General features: G+C 63.9%; 20 protein-coding genes. 6 read left to right on the forward strand and 14 right to left on the reverse strand.

All coding sequences use genetic code 11. The features are described from left to right. The first annotated feature begins 238 nt into the window (after positions 1-238). Both pnp and FJW05_RS06650 read left to right on the forward strand, forming a co-directional pair. Positions 239-2389, forward strand: a complete 2151-nt coding sequence (gene pnp, locus FJW05_RS06645) for a polyribonucleotide nucleotidyltransferase (protein WP_140629435.1) — start codon at positions 239-241, stop codon at positions 2387-2389. A 133-nt stretch (positions 2390-2522) separates the two neighbouring features. Beyond that, entirely contained in the window at positions 2523-3533 is a 1011-nt protein-coding gene (locus FJW05_RS06650; protein WP_140629438.1) for a class I SAM-dependent methyltransferase, read from the forward strand. 87 nt (positions 3534-3620) lie between these two features. Here the strand turns inward: FJW05_RS06650 and FJW05_RS06655 are convergent, their stop codons facing one another. The 4 genes from FJW05_RS06655 to fabA form a co-directional block, all read right to left on the reverse strand. Further along, a complete protein-coding gene (locus FJW05_RS06655) occupies positions 3621-5174 on the reverse strand; it encodes a bifunctional diguanylate cyclase/phosphodiesterase (protein WP_140629441.1) in 1554 nt (517 codons plus the stop codon). 102 nt (positions 5175-5276) lie between these two features. Next, entirely contained in the window at positions 5277-6089 is an 813-nt protein-coding gene (fabI, locus tag FJW05_RS06660) for an enoyl-ACP reductase FabI (RefSeq protein ID WP_140629444.1), read from the reverse strand. 30 nt (positions 6090-6119) lie between these two features. Continuing rightward, on the reverse strand, positions 6120-7340 hold the full coding sequence (gene fabB, locus FJW05_RS06665; protein WP_095765953.1) for a beta-ketoacyl-ACP synthase I: 1221 nt from the start codon (positions 7338-7340) through the stop codon (positions 6120-6122). A 115-nt stretch (positions 7341-7455) separates the two neighbouring features. Next, entirely contained in the window at positions 7456-7971 is a 516-nt protein-coding gene (gene fabA, locus FJW05_RS06670) for a 3-hydroxyacyl-[acyl-carrier-protein] dehydratase FabA (RefSeq protein ID WP_095765952.1), read from the reverse strand. Positions 7972-8220: 249 nt separating this feature from the next. On the opposite strand from fabA, the gene irrA reads away from it, so the two are divergent. Both irrA and FJW05_RS06680 read left to right on the forward strand, forming a co-directional pair. Then, complete coding sequence (gene irrA, locus FJW05_RS06675; RefSeq protein ID WP_095766194.1) at positions 8221-8652, forward strand: iron response transcriptional regulator IrrA; 432 nt, start codon at positions 8221-8223, stop codon at positions 8650-8652. A 10-nt stretch (positions 8653-8662) separates the two neighbouring features. Continuing rightward, complete coding sequence (locus FJW05_RS06680; RefSeq protein WP_140629447.1) at positions 8663-9055, forward strand: DUF4260 domain-containing protein; 393 nt, start codon at positions 8663-8665, stop codon at positions 9053-9055. On the opposite strand, the gene FJW05_RS06685 is transcribed toward FJW05_RS06680, so the two are convergent. Continuing rightward, on the reverse strand, positions 9045-9602 hold the full coding sequence (locus tag FJW05_RS06685; protein WP_140629449.1) for an SH3 domain-containing protein: 558 nt from the start codon (positions 9600-9602) through the stop codon (positions 9045-9047). The two genes, FJW05_RS06680 and FJW05_RS06685, sit on opposite strands and share 11 nt — an antisense overlap. A gap of 270 nt (positions 9603-9872) precedes the next feature. Between FJW05_RS06685 and FJW05_RS06690 the strand changes: the two genes are divergently transcribed. Then, positions 9873-10874, forward strand: coding sequence for a D-glycerate dehydrogenase (locus tag FJW05_RS06690; protein ID WP_140546041.1), 1002 nt, complete (start codon positions 9873-9875; stop codon positions 10872-10874). 6 nt (positions 10875-10880) lie between these two features. On the opposite strand, the gene FJW05_RS06695 is transcribed toward FJW05_RS06690, so the two are convergent. The 6 genes from FJW05_RS06695 to dnaN form a co-directional block, all read right to left on the reverse strand. Next, entirely contained in the window at positions 10881-11294 is a 414-nt protein-coding gene (locus FJW05_RS06695; protein ID WP_140629451.1) for a DUF126 domain-containing protein, read from the reverse strand. Next, positions 11291-12544, reverse strand: coding sequence for an aconitase X catalytic domain-containing protein (locus tag FJW05_RS06700; protein ID WP_140629454.1), 1254 nt, complete (start codon positions 12542-12544; stop codon positions 11291-11293). The genes FJW05_RS06695 and FJW05_RS06700 overlap by 4 nt, the downstream gene beginning before the upstream one ends. After that, complete coding sequence (locus FJW05_RS06705; RefSeq protein ID WP_140629457.1) at positions 12541-13029, reverse strand: GNAT family N-acetyltransferase; 489 nt, start codon at positions 13027-13029, stop codon at positions 12541-12543. The genes FJW05_RS06700 and FJW05_RS06705 overlap by 4 nt, the downstream gene beginning before the upstream one ends. A 4-nt stretch (positions 13030-13033) precedes the next feature. Continuing rightward, positions 13034-13789, reverse strand: coding sequence for a molybdopterin-synthase adenylyltransferase MoeB (locus FJW05_RS06710; RefSeq protein ID WP_140629460.1), 756 nt, complete (start codon positions 13787-13789; stop codon positions 13034-13036). 92 nt (positions 13790-13881) lie between these two features. After that, on the reverse strand, positions 13882-15042 hold the full coding sequence (recF, locus tag FJW05_RS06715) for a DNA replication/repair protein RecF (protein ID WP_281405765.1): 1161 nt from the start codon (positions 15040-15042) through the stop codon (positions 13882-13884). A gap of 82 nt (positions 15043-15124) precedes the next feature. Beyond that, positions 15125-16243 (reverse strand): DNA polymerase III subunit beta, encoded by a 1119-nt coding sequence (gene dnaN / locus FJW05_RS06720; protein WP_095765942.1) that lies wholly within the window; start codon positions 16241-16243, stop codon positions 15125-15127. Between dnaN and FJW05_RS06725 the strand changes: the two genes are divergently transcribed. Next, complete coding sequence (locus FJW05_RS06725) at positions 16242-16460, forward strand: hypothetical protein (protein WP_140629465.1); 219 nt, start codon at positions 16242-16244, stop codon at positions 16458-16460. The two genes, dnaN and FJW05_RS06725, sit on opposite strands and share 2 nt — an antisense overlap. Here the strand turns inward: FJW05_RS06725 and dnaA are convergent. From dnaA to FJW05_RS06740, 3 genes are all read right to left on the reverse strand, one after another. Next, entirely contained in the window at positions 16444-17991 is a 1548-nt protein-coding gene (gene dnaA, locus FJW05_RS06730) for a chromosomal replication initiator protein DnaA (RefSeq protein WP_140629468.1), read from the reverse strand. The genes FJW05_RS06725 and dnaA overlap by 17 nt on opposite strands. Positions 17992-18820: 829 nt before the next feature. Beyond that, positions 18821-19087: a 30S ribosomal protein S20 gene (gene rpsT, locus FJW05_RS06735; protein WP_095765940.1), complete on the reverse strand. Its 267-nt coding sequence runs from the start codon at positions 19085-19087 to the stop codon at positions 18821-18823. A gap of 194 nt (positions 19088-19281) precedes the next feature. Further along, on the reverse strand, positions 19282-20055 hold the full coding sequence (locus tag FJW05_RS06740; RefSeq protein WP_140629470.1) for an enoyl-CoA hydratase: 774 nt from the start codon (positions 20053-20055) through the stop codon (positions 19282-19284). Positions 20056-20083 lie beyond the last annotated feature (28 nt).

Raw genomic sequence — 20083 nt, forward strand, 5'->3', positions numbered from 1 at the left:
CGTCATGCGCAAAAGCCGGCCGATCGGTCGGCCAAACACGGTTCCGGACGCGCAGAGGGCCATTCGGAACCGCCCCATGGACGGTCATGGGGCAGGATTGCAGGATGCTCGCTCGGCTTATGAGCCGGACCTACGAGCTTCCCGTTGTCTTGCCCGTGGCTGCCCGAAGGAAGCCAGGAAAGGGAGAACCCGTGACCGTTAGGACGGCGCGGCCCTTTCCGCATATGAAGGACAAGACATGTTTAATCAACACAAAGTGGAAATCGAATGGGGCGGCCGTCCGCTCATCCTGGAAACCGGCAAGATCGCACGCCAGGCTGACGGCGCGGTGCTCGCCACCTATGGCGAGACCGTCGTTCTCGCCACCGTCGTTTCGATGAAGGAGCCGAAGCCCGGCCTCGATTTCTTCCCGCTTACCGTCAACTACCAGGAAAAGACCTACGCCGCCGGCAAGATCCCGGGCGGCTACTTCAAGCGTGAAGGCCGCCCGAGCGAAAAGGAAACGCTGGTTTCCCGCCTGATCGACCGCCCGATCCGCCCGCTTTTTGCCGACGGCTACAAGAACGACACCCAGATCGTCGTCACCGTCGTCCAGCATGATCTCGAGAATGATCCGGATATCCTGTCGATCGTCGCCACCTCCGCTGCGCTCACGCTTTCCGGCGTGCCCTTCATGGGCCCGATCGGCGGTGCCCGCGTCGGTTACATCAACGGCGAATATGTGCTCAACCCGCATATCGACGAAATGCAGGAATCCAAGCTCGACCTCGTCGTTGCCGGCACCGGCGACGCCGTGCTGATGGTCGAATCCGAGGCCAAGGAACTCTCCGAGGAACTGATGCTCGGTGCCGTCGTGTTCGGCCACAAGAGCTTCCAGCCTGTGATCGACGCGATCATCAAGCTGGCCGAGGTCGCCGCCAAGGAGCCGCGCGACTTCTCCGCGCCGGATTACTCCGCGCTTGAAGCCGAGATGCTGAAGATCGTCGGCGACGAGCTTCGCGAGGCCTACAAGATCACCGACAAGCAGAAGCGCTATGCCGCCGTCGATGCAGTCAAGTCGAAGGTCAAGGCCGCGTTTGCGCCGGCCGAAGGCGAAGAGGCCAAATACACGTCCGAGCAGATCGGCTCGGTGTTCAAGGAGCTCCAGGCCAAGGTCGTGCGCTGGAACATCCTCGACACCGGCTCGCGCATTGACGGCCGCGACCTCAAGACGGTCCGCAAGATCGTCTCCGAAGTCGGCGTCCTGGCGCGCACCCATGGTTCGGCGCTGTTCACGCGCGGCGAGACCCAGGCGCTGGTCGTTGCCACACTCGGCACCGGCGAGGACGAACAGTATGTCGATTCGCTGACAGGCATGTACAAGGAGAAGTTCCTCCTTCACTACAATTTCCCGCCCTACTCCGTCGGCGAGACCGGCCGCATGGGTTCGCCGGGCCGCCGCGAAATCGGCCACGGCAAGCTCGCCTGGCGCGCCATCCGCCCGATGCTGCCGAGCGCGGACCAGTTCCCCTACACGCTGCGTGTCGTTTCGGAGATCACCGAGTCCAACGGCTCGTCCTCGATGGCGACCGTCTGCGGCACCTCGCTGGCGCTGATGGATGCCGGCGTGCCGCTGGCAAAGCCGGTCGCCGGCATCGCCATGGGCCTGATCAAGGAAGGCGAGCGCTTCGCGGTGCTCTCCGACATCCTCGGTGACGAGGACCACCTCGGTGATATGGACTTCAAGGTCGCCGGCACCGCCAACGGCGTCACCTCGCTGCAGATGGACATCAAGATCGATGGCATCACCGAGGAAATCATGGGCATCGCGCTTGCCCAGGCCAAGGACGGCCGCCTGCATATCCTCGGCGAGATGGCGCATGCGCTGTCCGGCGCCCGCGCGGAGCTCGGCGAATTCGCCCCGCGTATCGAGGTCATGCATATCCCGACCGACAAGATCCGCGACGTCATCGGCTCCGGCGGCAAGGTGATCCGCGAGATCGTCGAGAAGACCGGCGCCAAGATCAACATCGAAGACGACGGCACGGTCAAGATCGCTTCGGCGAACGCCAAGGAGATCGAGGCGGCGAAGAAGTGGATCCACACCATCGTCGCCGAGCCGGAAGTTGGTGAGATCTACGAAGGCACCGTCGTCAAGACGGCCGACTTCGGCGCGTTCGTCAATTTCTTCGGCCCGCGCGACGGTCTCGTCCATATCTCGCAGCTCGCCAATGAGCGCGTCGCCAAGACCTCCGACGTCGTCAAGGAAGGCGACAAGGTTTGGGTCAAGTTGATGGGCTTCGACGAGCGCGGCAAGGTCCGCCTGTCGATGAAGGTCGTCGACCAGGCGACCGGCAAGGAAATCGCCCAGGACAAGAAAAAGTCGGACGGCGAGGAAGACGCCGCCTGATCGGTTTGACCGGATAATCCAAGACGGGCGCGCCGCGAGGTCGCGCCCGTTTTGTTTCAGGGCAGTTCCAGGAAAAGCGGCAACGGTTTCCGTCCGGAATTGCGTCGGACAAAGGGTCCTACGGAGCAGGTGAATGGCCGCGGAGCCGCTGAAGACGCTGTTCTACCCGTTCGAGGCCGAGGCGCTGCCTCTGCCGCGACAGGATGCCCGTGTCCTGTTTCTCGGCGCCGAGCCCGGCTTCCGCTTGCCCGCCGGCTTCGAGGCGGCGCTGCATCTCGTGCAAGGCTTTCGGCCGCATTTTCGAACGCTGCAGGCGTCCGGCTACGCGGTCACGCCGCGCGCCGAGGGTACCGGCTTCTACCTGGCGTTGGTGCTTGCGGGCCGCCATCGCGGCCAGAACGAGCAGCGCGTCGCTGATGCCATCGAGCGCGTCCTGCCGGGCGGGGTGGTCGTCGTTGCCGGCGGCAAGGAGGACGGCATCGACAGCCTGCGCAAGCGGATCAACGCCCTGGTGCCGCTCGAAGGCCATTTGCCGAAGCATCACGGCGTTGCCTTCTGGTTCAAGCGAGCTGGCGCGGAGACGGCCGCGACGCTGCGCGCCGGCAACCCCGATTTGACCGTCGAAGGCGGTTTCAAGACCAGGCCTGGCATGTTCTCCTTCGATCGGATCGATGCCGGTTCGAAACTGCTGGCCGCGAACCTGCCTGACGATCTCAAAGGCAATGTCGCTGATTTCTGCGCCGGCTGGGGCTATCTGGCGGCGGAAGTCCTGCAGCGCCCGCAAGGCCTCACTGCACTCGATCTCTACGAAGCTGATTTTGAGGCCCTGGAAGCAGCCAGGTCGAACGTCCAGGGCGGCGCCATCGAGCCGCGTTTCTTCTGGACCGATCTGCTCGCCGAGGCGGTCGAACGGCGCTACGACGCGATCGTCATGAACCCACCCTTCCACCGCGGAAGCGCGTCCGAGCCGGAGATCGGTGCCGGCATGATCCGCGCCGCGTCGAAGGCGCTGAAACCGGGCGGCCGCCTGTTCATGGTCGCCAACCGCCAGCTTCCTTACGAACAGGCGCTCTCGGCGGCCTTCGCCAGCCATGCCGAGATCGCCCGCGACGGCATGTTCAAGGTGTTTTCGGCGCGCCGCTGAAGCAATCAAGCAAAAGCGTGCAGCGGGTGGATTCGGCGCCTTCGCCGTAGCCTTGCATCCACAATTACGGCGGGAAAAATGCTTGTTCTATTGCAGGCTGACGATGCGGGCCGGCTCGTGCGTGCCGAAGGCGGAGCGCGCTTCGCCAAGCTCGACCTTGAGCGGCGCCGGCCGGCCGAACAGATAGCCCTGCACAACCTCGCAGCCGGCCGCTCGGAGCAGGGTGGCCTGGTTCTCGGTCTCTACGCCTTCGGCGATGATGCCCACGCCCAGCGCCCGTGACAGGCCAACAATGGTCGAAACGATTGCGCCGGAGCTGGAATCGGTGTCGATGCGGCTGACGAAGGAACGGTCGATCTTCAGCTTGCCGAAGGAGAAATCGATCAGGTAGCTCAAATTGGAATAGCCCGTTCCAAAATCGTCGACGGCCACGGAGATACCCATTTCGGCAAGCTGTTCCAGGATGGCTGCGGCGCGGTCGCGGTCCTGCATCATCGCCGTCTCGGTGACCTCGAGCTCCAGTCGCGAAGGCTTGATGCCGGTCGATTCCATCACCTCCCGCACGATGCCGATGAAATCCCTGGTCATGAACTGGACAGGCGAGATGTTGACGGCGACGAAGCATTCCTCCGGCAGGTACCGGGCGTCGCTGCAAGCCTTGCGCAGCACCCACTCGCCGATCGGATTGATCATGCCGGTTTCCTCGGCGATCGGAATGAATTCCATCGGCGGGATCATGCCGCGCTCCGGGTGCTTCCAGCGGATCAGCGCCTCATAACCGACGATGCGGCCGCTCGGCAGGTCGAGCTGCGGCTGATAGTGAAGGCTGAAGTCGCCGCGGTCGAAGGCGGTTTTCAGCTCCGATTCGATCCATTGCCGATAGTCCGCAACGCGGCCCATGTCGGCGTGGAAGACAGACCAGTTGCCGATGCCGCTAGCGCGCGCGTTCTGCAGCGCCAGGTTCGAGCGGCGCAGGACCAGGACCGGGTCGACGCCGTCCTTTGGCATCGCCACGATGCCGACCGACAGGCTGACCGACTGCAGATGCGTCTGCAGCTGATAGGGCTCCATCATCTCGTTGATGAGCTTCTCGATCAGCCGCTCGATCGAGCCCCTGATCTGGCGGTCCGGCAAAAGCACCGCGAATTCGCCGGCGCCGATACGGCCGATCACCGCGTCCTTCGGCATATTCTCCGTCAGCCTGCTGGTGAAAGCGCGGATCAGTTCGTCGCCCTGGCTGTAGCCGATGGCGTCGTTGATCTGCTTGAAGCGGTCGATATCGATGTCGATCAGGAATACCGGCTCGCCGGTTCGGATCGTCCCGGAGGCGGCCTCGGCTATCTTGCCGACCATGGCCTGGCGCGACAAAAGGCCGGTCAGCTTGTCGAAATGGGTTTCCTTGAAGACATAAGCCGCGGATTCATCGACGCCGGCAAAGAACGAGAGTGCTGCTCCGCCGGCGGCAAGGGCGCAGAGCGCGGCAATGACGCCGGCCATCGTTTCGGCCGGCATGCCGGCCATGCCGTCGCCGAAGCCGAACCTCAGCCCCCACAGTCCAAGGATGAAACTGCCCATCCCCGAACTGGCGATGGTGATCAGCCGGAACAGCGGAGTCCGTTTGGGATTGCTGACTGCAGGCATGCATTGTCCCCAGATTGCGGGGCCTTATAGCGGATATCTCCTTAAAATGAGTTTCCGCCGATGCATCCAATTTTACTGGAACGCAACTGTCGGCGCCGCGAACTATTCCCGCGTGCCGTCGGTCTGCTTCAATTCCTCCAGTGCCGGCATCGAAACGATGTGATAGCCGGAATCGACATAGTGGATTTCACCGGTGACGCCCGACGACAGATCGGAGAGCAGGTAAAGCGCCGAGCCGCCGACTTCGTCGATGGTCACGGTGCGCCGCAAAGGCGAATTGCGCTGCTGGTAGGAGAACATGTGGCGGGCATCGGACACGCCGGAGCCGGCCAGCGTCCGCACCGGCCCGGCCGAGATGCCGTTCACCCTGATGCCGCGCGGGCCGTAGTCGTTGGCCAGGTAGCGCACGCTGGCTTCCAGCCCGGCCTTGGCGACGCCCATGACGTTGTAGTTCGGCATCACCCTGACCGAGCCGGCATAGGTGAGCGTGATCATCGAGCCGCCATTGCCCATCAACGCGGCGGCGTTGCGGGCGATCTCGGTGAAGGAATAGCAGGAGATCACCATGGTGCGCACGAAGTTGTCGCGGCTGGTGTCGGCGTAAAGGCCCTTCAGCTCGTTCTTGTCGGAAAAGCCGATGGCGTGCACCACGAAATCCAGCCCGCCCCAGGCCTCGCCAAGGGTCTCGAAGGTCGCGCTGACCGAGGCGCTGTCCTCGACATCGCAAGGCACGATCAGCGAGGCTCCCACTTTCTCGGCAAGCGGCTTGACCCGCCGCCCGAAGGCGTCGCCCTGATAGGTGAAAGCGAGCTCGGCCCCATGTTCCGACAGCTTCTTGGCGATGCCCCAGGCAATCGAATGGTCGTTGGCAACACCCATGACAAGCCCGCGCTTGCCCTTCATCAACCCTTCCATGCCTGGCAATCCTTATGAAAAACGCTGGTCTTATGCGGAATAGCGCTGGAAAATCAGCGTTGCGTTGGTGCCGCCGAAACCGAAGGAGTTGGACAGGACGGTGTCGATCCTGGCGTCGTCGATACGCTTGCGCACGATCGGCATGCCCTCGAATTCCGGATCGAGCTCCTCGATATGGGCGCTCTCGCCGATGAAGCCGCCCTGCATCATCAGGATCGAATAGATCGATTCCTGCACGCCGGCCGCGCCCAGCGAATGGCCGGTGAGCGACTTGGTCGAGGTGATGTAAGGCATCTTGTCGCCGAACACCTCGCGGATGGCGCCCATTTCCTTGGAATCGCCAACCGGCGTCGAGGTGCCGTGGGTGTTGATGTAGTCGACCGGCGAAGACACCGTGGCAAGCGCCTGGCGCATGCAGCGGATCGCGCCTTCCCCCGAAGGTGCGACCATGTCGTAGCCGTCGGAAGTCGCGCCGTAGCCGACGACCTCGGCGTAGATCTTGGCGCCGCGCGCCTTGGCGTGCTCCAGTTCCTCCAGCACCAGCACGCCGGCGCCGCCGGCGATGACGAAACCGTCGCGGTTGACGTCATAGGCGCGCGAAGCGGCCGACGCATTGTCGTTGAACTTCGACGACATGGCGCCCATGGCGTCGAACAGGTCAGACATGGTCCAGTCGAGGTCCTCGTGACCGCCGGCGAACATCACATCCTGCTTGCCCCATTGGATGAGCTCATAGGCATTGCCTATGCAATGCGCGGAGGTCGAGCAGGCCGAAGAGATCGAATAGTTGACGCCGTGGATCTTGAACCATGTGGCCAAGGTGGCCGACGCCGTCGACGACATGGCTTTCGGCACGGCGAACGGGCCGATACGCTTGGGGCTGTTGTTCTTGATCGTGGTTTCGGCCGCTTCGACGATGGTGCGGGTCGAAGGCCCGCCGGAACCCATCACGATGCCGGTCCGCTCATTGGTGATGTCGCCTTCGCTTAAGCCGGCATCGGCGATCGCCTGGTCCATGGCGACGTGATTCCAGGCGGCGCCTTGGCTCAAGAAGCGCATGGCGCGGCGGTCGATCATCGGGGTGGGATCGAGCGTCGGCGCGCCCCAGACCTGGCAGCGGAAGCCGTGTTCGGCGAAGGAATTGGAAAAGCTGATGCCTGATTTGGCATCGTAAAGCGAGCTCTGCACCTCATTGGCATTGTTGCCGATCGACGACACAATGCCGAGCCCTGTCACTACGACCCGTCTCATTCGCAACTCCTTCCCGCGTATTCGGGCGAAAGACCTAACCGGCTTCGCCCTTGATCATACGCAAACAAACTGACGTGGCATCCATTAGCTATGCGGGCGCCGTGGCGGAAAACGGTCAGGCGGCCGGCTGCTTGGACAGGCCGACCTTCAGATCCGTAGCCGCATATATGGGTTCGCCATCCGCCTTGAGCCACCCATCGGCGATGCCGAGCACCAGGCGGCCGCGCATCACGCGCTTGAAGTCGATGCCATATTCGACCTTCTTCACCGACGGCGTCACCATGCCCTTGAACTTCACCTCGCCGGTCGAAAGCGCCATGCCTTTACCCGGTTCGCCCAGCCAGCCGAGATAGAAGCCGGTCAACTGCCACATGGCGTCGAGGCCGAGGCAGCCCGGCATGATCGGGTTGCCGATGAAGTGGCAGGCGAAGAACCACAGGTCCGGCTTGATGTCGAACTCGGCGCGGATGAAACCTTTGTCGAAAGCACCGCCGGTCTCGCTGATCTCGGTTATGCGGTCGAACATCAGCATCGGTGGGTAGGGCAGTTGGGCATTGCCTGGCCCGAACAGGTCGCCGCGGGCGCAGGCAAGCAGTTCCTCGTAATCGTAGCTGGACTTTTGACCCGCCATCAAATTTCTGTCCCCGTGTTCCTTCGCGGGCGGCAGGGCGCCCTTCTCGTTGGTTTCCTAACACACTCTGTTTGCGGCCGGAAACCGGCGTTTGCGCTTAACCCGTGCGCCTGCCCGGGTCAATGCGCGCTATTGATCGCATTCGGACTACAGAATATATGTCGGCTGATGTCCGGTTTTGGCTTTTGACGTCTTTTTGCCATTCTGGACCTGTTGGTGGGCTGGGCAGCAAAGCTTCGACGCGAAGAGATGGATTCGGGCTACAGGAAGGAAAATGTCGCTGTGGACAAGCGGGTTCGCGAAGCCGGCCTGAGGCCGACGCGCCAGCGCATTGCGCTGGCCGACCTGCTTTTCGCCAAGGGCGACCGTCACCTTTCGGCCGAGGAACTGCACGAAGAGGCGATCGCCGCCGGCGTGCCGGTTTCGCTGGCGACGGTCTATAACGCGCTCCACCAGTTCACCCAGGCAGGACTGCTCCGCATCCTGGCGGTCGAAGGCTCGAAAACCTATTTCGACACCAACACCTCCGACCACCATCACTTCTACGTCGAGGGCGAGAACCGGATTTTCGATATCGAGAGCGGACCGGTGACCGTCTCCAACCTGCCGGCGCCTCCGGAAGGCATGGAGATCGCCAATGTCGACATCGTCGTGAGGCTTCGCCCGAAGCGCGGCAACTGATCCCGTGGTGATGCGGCCCGTCGATTTCATTGTCCGGTTTGAATGGGTTACCATCGCCGCGTTGGCTATCGTTTGCTATGCAATCTCCGGCTTTTCCTGGTGGCTGTTTGCGCTGCTCATCCTCGCGCCGGACCTGTCGATGCTGGGCTACCTCGCCGGGCCAAGCGTCGGCGCCGTCACCTACAACGCCTTGCATATCCTGATTGCCCCGCTCGTGCTTCTGCTTGCGGGCGCGTTGCTCGCCGGCCCGATCACCACCGCCGTGGCGCTGATCTGGATCGCGCACATCGCCATCGACCGTGCCCTCGGCTACGGCCTCAAGCTGCCCACCGGTTTCCAGGATACGCATCTCGGCCGCATCGGCCGCGACCGCAACAGCAAGGCCAGCGAACTCAGTTCTTGACCTTCTCGCCGGGATAAGCGCCCCACACCTGCGACTGGGCCATCCAACCGGTATGGCCGTCGAAGGTCATCTCGCACCATTGGCCGTCGCATTTCTTGATCGAGCCGATCACGCCCGGCTCGATGATGGCGACGACACCGGCATCCTTATCGGGCTCGTCGAGCAGGTTGATTCGCCCGCCCTTGCCGCGCTGCCACGGCGCGACGATCGCGGTGCGTCGGCCGGAGAGCAGCGACTGGTTGATCCAGCCTTCCGAGCCGTCGGCATCGCGCACGCGGCGCCATGTGTCGAATTCCTGGATGATTTCCATCGGCAGGCCGGCCTTCAGATACATCCAGTTGACGGAATAATTGGCGCCTGGGCCGACGCGCGCGTTGACCCGGGCCGGCTTGAGGCTGACGAAACGCGGCAGCGGCAGCCCGCTCGGGCCAAGCGTTATGGTTTGCGCCGGCGCGGCCGCGCTTTGCGCAAATGCCTGCGGCGCGCAAAGCAGGGCGCCAAGAATGGCTGCGCTGAAGGCCAGGCGAAGCGACGCGAAACCAGACACTTTCGTTCCTTTCGGCGCCGGTCCGTGCGGATGAGCGCCCCTTTTTCTTTGTCTTCGGCGGCACCGCTTGTTACAGGAGTGGGCTGATGCCGCGACTGGCTGCAAGTTTCGCCGGTCTTGGTTAAAGAGGTCTCAACGAGATCGGTTTCGAGAGCATGATCCCGAAAAGTGGGAACCGGTTTTCGGAAGAGATCTTGCTCCAACAAAGAGTAGGATCAGAATGACGATTCGACGAAACGTCATCCTGATCGAAGAAGCTTCGGGGATAAAATGGCAGGCAAGAAACGGCCCCTCGTCGTCATCACTCGCAAGCTGCCCGATCCGGTCGAAACGCGCATGCGCGAGCTGTTCGATGCGAGACTGAATGTCGAGGACCGGCCGATGACGCAGCCGGAGCTGGTCGCGGCGGTCAAGGAAGCCGATGTGCTGGTCCCCACCATCACCGACCATATCGATGCCGCGCTGATCGCCCAGGCCGGCGAGAACCTCAAGCTGATCGCGAATTTCGGCAACGGCGTCGACAAGATCGACGTCGCGGCGGCCGCCAAGAAAGGCATCACCGTCACCAACACGCCGAATGTGCTCACCGAAGACACCGCCGACATGACCATGGCGCTGATGCTCGCCGTGCCGCGCAGGCTGGCCGAAGGCGCCAATGTGCTGACCGGTGACAAGAAATGGGCCGGCTGGTCGCCGACCTGGATGCTCGGCCGGCGCATCTGGGGCAAACGTCTCGGCATCGTCGGCATGGGCCGCATCGGCACGGCGGTCGCAAGGCGGGCCAAGGCCTTCGGCCTCTCAATCCACTATCACAACCGGCACCGCGTGCTGCCGGCGGTCGAGGAGGAACTGGAGGCGACCTACTGGGAAAGCCTCGACCAGATGCTGGCCCGCATGGACATCATCTCGGTCAACTGCCCGTCGACGCCGGCGACGTTCCACCTTTTGTCCGGCCGTCGGCTCGCGCTGATGCAGCCTTCGGCCTACCTCGTCAACACCGCGCGCGGCGATATCATCGACGAGGAATCGCTGATCAAGCTCATCCACGACGGCAAGATCGCCGGCGCCGGCCTCGACGTCTACGAGCATGAGCCGGCGCTGAACAGCAAGCTGTTGAAGCTCGCCGCCAAGGGCAAGGTGGTGCTGTTGCCGCATATGGGATCGGCCACGCTCGAGGGCCGCATCGACATGGGCGAGAAGGTGATCATCAACATCCGCGCCTTCTTCGACGGCCACCGTCCGCCTGATCGTGTCCTGCCGCTCAGGACCTGAAAAAGGTTAGACGGCGGCGGTCACTGCGCCGTCCGAAGCGACCGTGACGGCGGCTCCGCGGTAGCTGTCGAACGCGCCGCGTTCGAGCCTCACCGCCATCGGCGTTTCCCAACCCATTTCCCGCGCTACGATCAGGCCGAGCAGCAGGATGGCGTCCGGCTCGTGCAGCACTAGGGCGGCCGGCGCGCGGCCGTTGTGGACGAGCTCCATCAGCACCGCCGAAGCGGATGACGAGCCGATCGTGCCCGGCCGGAACAGAACCCGGCCGGCGATGACTTCGCCATGCTGCGGGTGGCGAACGTCGGCGATACGCCCGGTGCTGGGGTCGACGCCGCCCCAGAAGCTGATCGGCGCCGTCAGCACCAGCGCGTCGCCTTCGCCCGCCTTGCCCGGCACCAGGATTTCGGCCCTCGCGCTCATGCCGCGATATCCGTGAAGACCGGCTTGCCGAGGACCGCGCTTTCGACGCAGTCGGCGAGCGAGGCGTAGAGCACCGCATAGCCGGTGTTGCCCGGCGCGTAATGCGCGAACTTGCCCGAATTGGTCATCAAAACGCCGCCCGCAAGGTACGGCATGATCGGCGTCACCACCACGCAGGTGTCGGCGACGATGACGACGCCGCTGGCTTCGAGCCGCTTCCGCCGGCCGTCCTGCTCCAGCAGGGCAAGCGCGTGGCGGCCGGTGCAGGCGTAGATCGGCACCGCGAGCCGCCGTCCGGCGATCAGCCGCTCCAGGCTGTCGAACTCGGCGTGCGACAGATGCGGGCTGCCGATCGCCACCGCATCGATGGTCTTGGTCGCGGCCGTTGTCGACAGGCCCGCGCGCGCCGTCGCCACCATGTCGGGCGTCACGCGGATCACCGCTTCCGGCTCAGGCCCGGCCAGAATGGCTTCGACGTCGGGAGCCTCGGGCGTCACGCCGGCAATGTGGAACAGGCCGACCGCGCCGGACGATGCGGCCGCCGCGCCGAAGGCTTTCAGCGCGTCTTCGCCGGGATGATCCGTCACGCCTCTGACGACGGCGATCGCGTTGCCCACCTCGCGGCCATAGAGGCTGCCCAGCACCGGCCATGCGATCTCCGAGGCGAGGAAGGACGGCGACAGGCCCGAGACATCGAAAATGAGCCGCGCGCGGCGGTTCTCCGTCCGATGCAGGCCGTAGTCAGGCGCTCTGGCAGTGATGGCGCAGGCAATGTCCAGGAAATCGCCATAGCGGTTGGTGCGCGCGCCCAGCACCGAATTGCAGAAGACGACCGCGTTGGACTCCCCCCAGGCGACATCGCTGCCGAGCGCGGGCCTGTGTCCGGCCTGGTAGGGGGCGCAGGTCCAGCTCTGCTCGCAGCCCAGCTTGCGATAGGCCTCCATCATCCGCCGCGCCATGCCGCGCTGCGGCTCCTCCAGACGAATGCGCGAGCAACCCATCAGGTCGAGCGCCCCGACATTGAGCGTCGAGCGCACCGCGACCTTGGCACCGCCTTCGACCAGCCGCTCGGCAAACAACGTGCCGGAATCGCCGTGGTAAAGCGCGCCGTCGACATGCGTGGAGGCGATCGGGATCAACCGCGGCGCGCCGAGCAGCCGGGCGCTTTCGGCGACGATGCGCATCGCCATGCCCGCGCCGTCCCGTCCGGCGGCGATCGCCTGTTCTTCCGGGCTGAGGACCAGGCTCAAGACAGCACCTTGCGCATGGTGATGGAGGTCGGCCTGTCATAGCCCGCATGCGCCGTGCGCTCGGTCTCGCGGAAGCCGAGCTGGGTGAAGGCTGTATGGTTTGCGGTCAGTTCGATACGGGTCTGAAGCTCGATCACGTCCATGCCGCGCTCGCGGGCAAGATCCTCCACCGCCCGCATCAGCCGGGTTCCGATGCCTTGGCCCTGCAGCCGTGGCTCGACCGCGAGCTTGCCGACATAGAAATCCCGCGACCGTTCCAGAGCGAAGACACAGCCGACGATGCGGCCGTTCTCGACGACCAGAAACGCGGTCTCCCGGCTCGCCTTCGCGGCAAGCGCCTCCGCGGTTAAAAGATGCGCCGATGACGGCGGGTCGATCACCCCGGCCATATAGGCGAAGGCGCGCCGGATCAGCGCGAGCAGGTCGTCCCACCGATCGAAATCCGCTGGAAGGCCGGTTATGGAGATGCCGATGCCCTGGTCCATGCGCTCAGACGGCCTTGTAGCGGATCGTGTCGAAGCGGGCCGTGAGCCCGTCATAGAGCAGCAGCCGGCCGATTAGCGGCTCGCCTATGCCGGTGATCAGCTTGATCGCCTCCATCGCCTCCAGCGTGCCGATGACGCCCGTCAGCGCGCCGACGATGCCGGCGACGGCACAGGACGGCACCAGCCCTTCGGGCGGGGCTTCCGGAAAAAGGTCGCGATAGCTCGGATTGCGCTTGCCGTCGGCGCCAGCCTCGAACGGCTTCAGCACCGTCACCGAGCCGTCGAAGCGCCCGACGGCCGCCGTGACGAGGGGTTTCTTCTCGTCCGCGCAGGCATCGGCGACCGCGTAGCGCGTTTCGAAATTGTCGGAGCCGTCGACGACGATATCGTAGCGGGCGACGAGGGCAGGGGCATTCTCCTCCGTCAACCTCAGGCGATGCGATTCCACCGTGACGTTGGGGTTGATGCGCATGATCGCTTCCCGTGCGCTGTCGGTCTTGGCCACGCCAACCCTGTCGCTGCCATGGATCACCTGCCGTTGCAGGTTGGACAAGGAGACGGTGTCGTCATCGACGATGCCGAGCGTGCCGACGCCGGCGGCGGCAAGATATTCGAGCACCGGCGCGCCGAGCCCGCCGGCGCCGATCACCAGCACCCGCGCCCGTTTCAGCTTCTGCTGGCCCGGCCCGCCGATCTCCGGCAGCACGATGTGGCGGGCATAGCGTTCGAGCTCTTCGTCGGTCAGCGCGGCATCGGTCATGGCTGGACCATATCGCCGTGGCGAGGCCTTGTCAGTAAGCGCAAGGCGCGGCCTTGTCGCGTATACGCAAGTGCAGAACTCGGTTCAAAAGGTCAGCCGGTCGGCTCAACGTTGGCGTGATCGACGGTCAGGAACTGCGCCCGGCCGGCAAGGCTGGAAAACAAGGCGGCATCGGTGCCGGTCATGAAGGCCTGGCAGTTCAGTTCCTCCAGGATGGAGAACAGCGCCGCGCGCCGGCCTGCGTCGAGATGCGCGGCGATCTCGTCCAGCAGAAGGATCGGCGTCAGTCCCGACATCTCGCCGGTCAGCCTGGCATGCGACAGCACGATGCCGACCAGCAGCGCCTTCTGCTCGCCGGTCGAACAAAGCTCGGCCGGCATCGACTTCGGCCGGTGCCGCACCACGAGATCGGAACGATGCGGACCGTCCAGCGTGCGGCCGGCGGCGCGGTCGCGCTCGCGGCCATTGGCAAGCGCGCGGCGGAAGCGCTCCTCGACATCGACGGCCGGCGCAACGGCGACCTCGCTCTCCAGGTCCCCGGCAAGGCTGATGTCAGCCTGCGGAAACGGTCCGCTGCCTGGCAATCTGTCGATCATGGCGGCAAGCAGCCTTACCAGCTCGGCCCGCGCCGCGGCGATCGCCACCCCGGTCTCGGCCATCTGCGTCTCGATCGCGTCGAACCATGCGCCGTCGCGGGAGCCTTCGGTAAGCAGGCGGTTACGGCCACGCATGGCTTTCTCATAATCGAGCGCGCGCTGGCCATGGCCGGGATCGATCGCCAGCACAAGCCGGTCGAGGAAGCGGCGGCGGTCGGCCGCCGGCCCTGGAAACAGCCCGTCCATCGCCGGCGTCAGCCACACGACCCGCAGCCATTCCAGCATATCCTCGGCCGACCGCGCCGGCGCGCCGTTTATCCGCACCTTCCTGCCGCCTTCGCCGGCGGCGTCGCCGCCGGAAATTCCGGTGCCGATCTCGATCTGGCCTTCCGGCCCCTCGATGCGCGCATGCAAGGCGAAGCCGCCATCGCCGCCTTCGCGCGCCACATCGCCATAGGGCGCGCGGCGCAGGCCGCGGCCCGGCGTCAGGAACGAGATCGCTTCCAGGAGATTGGTCTTGCCGGCGCCATTGTCGCCTGACAGCACCACCGCGCCGGGCGCGAGCTCGAGCGACAGTGTCGCGTAGTTGCGGAAATTCGTAAGCATCAGCTTACTTACATAGCTTTGCTGCCGAAGCTGTTTCGCATCCGAGTTCACGGCGACACATCAGGTCCGTCAGAGCAATTCCAGGAAAAGTGCACAGCGGTTTTCCGTCCGGAATTGCGTCAAGAGACTGAGCCTAGACCCGCATCGGCATCAGCACGTAGAGCGCGGTCTCGTCGGCCATGTCGTGGATCAGCGTCGGCGAGCCGGCATCGGCCAGCATGAATTTCGCCTCCGTGCCGGTGAGCTGGGCCGCGACGTCGAGCAGATATTTGGCGTTGAAGCCGATCTCGATCGGGTCCGACGAGTAGTCGGCCGCCAGTTCCTCGGTGGCGCTGCCCGAATCCGGATTGTTGACCGCGAGCGTCACTTGGCCATCATTGATCGAAAGCTTCACCGCCCGGCCGCGTTCGGAGGAAATGGTCGAAACGCGGTCTACTGCCGCGGCGAAGCTCTGCCGGTCGATGATCAGCTTCTTGTCGTTGCCGGTCGGAATGACGCGCTGATAGTCGGGGAAGGTGCCGTCGATCAGCTTCGAGGTCAAAACGACGCTGCCGATGGTGAAGCGGATCTTGGTGTCCGACAGCTCCGTGGTCACCGCCACGTCGGGATCGTCGACCAGCTTCTGCAACTCGCTCACCGTCTTGCGCGGAATGATGATGCCGGGCATGCCTTCGGAGCCTGCCGGCGCGTCGATCTCGGCCCGCGCCAGGCGATGCCCGTCGGTCGCCACCGAGCGCAGCTTCAATTTGCCGCCCACCTCATGCGTGTGCAGGAAGATGCCGTTGAGATAATAGCGCGTCTCTTCGGTGGAGATGGCGAATTGCGTCTTGTCGATCAGCCCTTTGAGCGCCGCCGATTCCAGCCGGAAGATATGCGAGAACGAACCGGCAGAAAGCTCCGGGAAGTCGGATTGCGGCAGGCACTGCAGGCGGAAGCTCGAACGGCCGGAGGTGACGGTCATCGCATTGCCATCCTCATCCGTCTTCAGCATCACCTCCGCGCCGTCGGAAAGCTTGCGCACGATGTCGTAGAGCAGATGCGCCGGCACCGTCGTCGCGCCGCCGCGCTCGACCTTGGCGGGCGTCGCCTCCGTCACTTCAAGATCGAGGTCGGTCGCCTTCATCTCGAGGCTGGCGCCTTCGGCGCTGAGCAGCACATTGGACAGGATCGGTATGGTGTTGCGACGCTCGACCACGCGGTGGACGTGGTTGAGGGACTTCAAGAGATTTGACCGTTCCAGGATAACACGCATGACGAAACAGGCTCGCTTCAAGAATGAACAGGTCACCGGCAGGCGGCATCCCGTGAAAGCTCTGAAAGGCTTTCAGAATCTGTGTAAGCTGACAGTAAAAAGCCTGCAAACGCAAGCCCGCGGCACCGGTTCCGGCCGGCGGCGCGGGCTTTCTGGGGATAAAGCCGGCGAAGCGTGCCGCCGGCTATTTCTGCGCCCCTTCAGGCCTGGTCGTTGATCAGTCTTCTGAGCAGTTCGAGTTCCTGCGCCAGCGTATTGTCCCCGCCTGAAAGGTCCTCGATCTTGCGCACGGCATGCAGCACGGTCGTGTGGTCGCGGCCGCCGAACCGCCGCCCGATCTCCGGCAATGAGCGCGGTGTCATCACTTTCGACAGATACATCGCCACTTGCCGCGGCTTGACGATCGTGCGCGTGCGCCGATTGGACAGAAGCTCGGTCTTCGACACGTTGTAGTGGCGCGCCACGATGCGCTGGATGTCCTCGATGCGCACCCGCTTCGGCTCGCCGGAGCGGTAGATGTGGCCGAGGATCTCGTCGATGCGGTCGATAGTGATCTGCGGCTCGAAGGACTGGCGGAACAGAAGCTGGTTGAAGGCGCCTTCGAGCTCGCGCCCGCTGCCGGTCACCGTGCGCGCGACATGCTCCAGGATCTCGTCCGATATGTCGAGCGAGGTGTCGTCGGTCTTGGTGCTGGCGCGGCGCAGTTTCAGCATGCCGAGCCGCATGGCGAAATCCGGCGCCGACATTTCCAGCGCCACGCCGCCATTGAGGCGCGAACGCACGCGCGGCTCCAGTGATTCCAATTCCGAGGGCGGCCGGTCGGCCGCGACCACCACCTGCTTGGCGCTGTCGAGCAGCATGTTGATGAGGTGGCAGAATTCGTGCTGGATCGACTTGCCCTGCAAGAACTGCATGTCGTCGATGATCAAGAGATCGATATCGCGCAGCTGCTCCTTCAGCGTCAGCGCGTTGTTGTCGCGGATCGCGGTGGCGAAGCGCCACATGAAATATTCCGCCGTCAGGTAGACGACGCGCGACTTCGGGTTTTGCCGCAGCGATTCCGCGGCGATCGCTTGCAGGAGGTGCGTCTTGCCGAGCCCGACGGTCGCATGCAGGAAAAGCGGGTTGAAACGTACCGCGCTCGACTGCGATTCCGCCACCGCCCTGGCCGCGGCGAAGGCCACCCTGTTCGACGGCCCCTCGATGAAGGAGGAGAAAGTGTAACGCGGGTCAAGCGGCGACCCCAGCACATTGTGGCGGAACTCCGGTTCCGCTGACACGCCCTGGCGAGGCGCCGGCGCCCGTTGCTCCACACGCCCGGCGCTCGCGGTGCCGTTGGCAAGCGCGGTATGCGTCTGCTTGGTCATCTTGCGCGCCGGCGCGACCTCGGGCTCGACAGGGTTGCGCCCCTGGCGCGTCGCGGTGCGCACGACGATCTCGATCTTGAGGACGTCCGCATCCTCATGCCGCCACAGCTCCGCGATAAGCTCGAGATAATGGCCGTTGATCCAGGACCGCAGGAAGGCTGTAGGCACGGAGATGCGAACAACGCCGCGGGAAGCCTCGGCGACCTTCATGCGACCGAACCAGCTCGAATAGACCTCGGCTCCAAGACGCGCCTTCAGCTGGGCCTTGACCCGTTCGAACTTCTGTTCCGCGTCGCTGGATACCGCCACGTCGCCCCCTCCGACAAAAGTTGCTGGAAATGGGAGCTCGCCTGCTATCTCCCTGTCAATGCCGCTCTGCATGATCAAAGTCCCTTTGTCTTCTCGTACCCTTTTCCGCCGGGGATGCGCCTCCTGCATCCTTGGTCCGGCGACCCTCATTCAGCCGCGATGCCATTGCCGCCGCCGGCAACGATCGTCGCAACTCGCGCAAGGGACCAGCTGCCGGCTCCGCACGCCGGCCTCCGACAAAAACAAGTCAATACCTCACCCTCCGGCGAGATATCGACTGCCATGTACAATTACGCCAGTCCCCTACCCACCGAAGAGACAAACCAAGCCGTACGCGGAATTGCTCCACGTCATGAATTCCGCCATTTTGTGCTGGCCGATTCAGGCTGGGTCAGGGGCAAGAGCCCGTCCCTTCGATGGATGGACATTACCGAAATCGCTGTGGATAGGGCAAGGCCACATCTAACGGTTTTTTAACGAATCTGGTTACCGGACGGGGCTTGAAATCGGGAGCTGCGCCGGCAGGTTTTGACAAAGCCATTGTGATTCAAACCCTTTTCCGGCGAATATGAAAAAGGCCGCCCGAAACGAAATATTCTGAAATAATTGTCTTGACAGCTACTTCTCCCCCGCCGCTCGACCTTGAGCTGAACAAGCTGTGGACGACCGGCTGTAAGTCTCTGAAAAAACTGATGATTTTTTGCCAGGCAAATTTAGGCAGTTGCCGCGGGGAAGGCGTTCCGTTGTCAGCGGCGTTGAATATGCCGGCAAAACATTACTGGCGTTGGAATCACGTCGCAAGCGTTGCTCACGAGCAATTTTTTTAAGTACTTGCCGGCAAACGAAAAAAACCCGGTCTATGCGACCGGGTTCAACATCGATGGAGTAAGGATTAAGTCGGTCAGGCCGACAGCGTCTTGACCCGCTGGGCCAGCCGCGAAACCTTGCGGGAAGCCGTGTTCTTGTGAACGACGCCCTTGGTGGCGGCGCGCATCAGTTCCGGCTCCGCCGCCTTGAAGGCTGCCACCGCCGCGGCCTTGTCGCCGGCGGCCAGCGCCTCTTCGACCTGGCGCACATAGGTGCGGACACGCGAGCGGCGGTTCTTGTTGATCGCCGCGCGGCGGGCGATCTTGCGCGTTGCCTTTTTGGCCGAAGACGTGTTGGCCATGATGCCTCTCTTCCGATCTGGTGGGCGCCAGCGGGGTGCCGCAGGGCGCAAAAAACAAACGGGCAGCCACAGGCCGCCTCGGTTGGTGCGGCTTATAGTTCAGCTTTTCCGGCGCGTCAACGCCACTTGGCGGTCTTTTTGGAGCTGAAAACGCATCACGTCATGGCCCGCCTTCAGTCATTCGGCATCATGCCCTAGCGGTTGGTGAAATTCGGCTTCCGCTTCTCCACGAACGCGGCCATGCCTTCCTTCTGGTCGTCGAGCGCGAACAGCGAATGGAACAGGCGGCGCTCGAAGCGCAGCCCTTCAGCGAGCGTCGTCTCGTAGGCGCGGTTGACGGCCTCCTTGGTCATCATGACCGACGGCAGCGAGAACTCGGCGATCTTGGCCGCCGCCTTCAGCGCCTCCTCGGCGAGCTCGGCGACCGGCACCACCCGCGAGACAAGTCCGCTGCGCTCGGCTTCGGCAGCGTCCATCATCCGCCCGGTCAGGCACATGTCCATCGCCTTCGACTTGCCGACGAAACGGGTCAGCCGCTGCGAGCCGCCCATGCCCGGCATGACGCCGAGCGTGATTTCGGGCTGGCCGAACTTGGCGTTGTCGCCGGCGATGATGAAATCGCACATCATGGCCAATTCGCAGCCGCCGCCGAGCGCATAGCCCGCGACCGCCGCGATGATGGGCTTGCGCGTGCGCGTGAATTCCTCCCAGCCGACGAAGAAGTCCTGCGTGTAGGCGTCGGCGAAGGACATCGCCTGCATTTCCTTGATGTCGGCGCCGGCGGCAAACGCCTTCTCCGAGCCTGTAAGCACCATCGCGCCGATCTCGGGATCGGCATTGAACGCACGCGCCGCCGCCACGACCTCCACAAGGACCTGCGAATTCAGCGCATTGAGCGCCTTAGGCCGGTTCAGCGTGATCAGCCCGACCTTGCCGCGTGTTTCCACGATAATGGTTTCATAGGCCATGGTTCGCTTCCTTCCGCGGCAGTGGGAC

Origin of the sequence: Mesorhizobium sp. B2-9-1, assembly GCF_006439455.1 — a bacterium.
GTDB lineage: Bacteria > Pseudomonadota > Alphaproteobacteria > Rhizobiales > Rhizobiaceae > Mesorhizobium.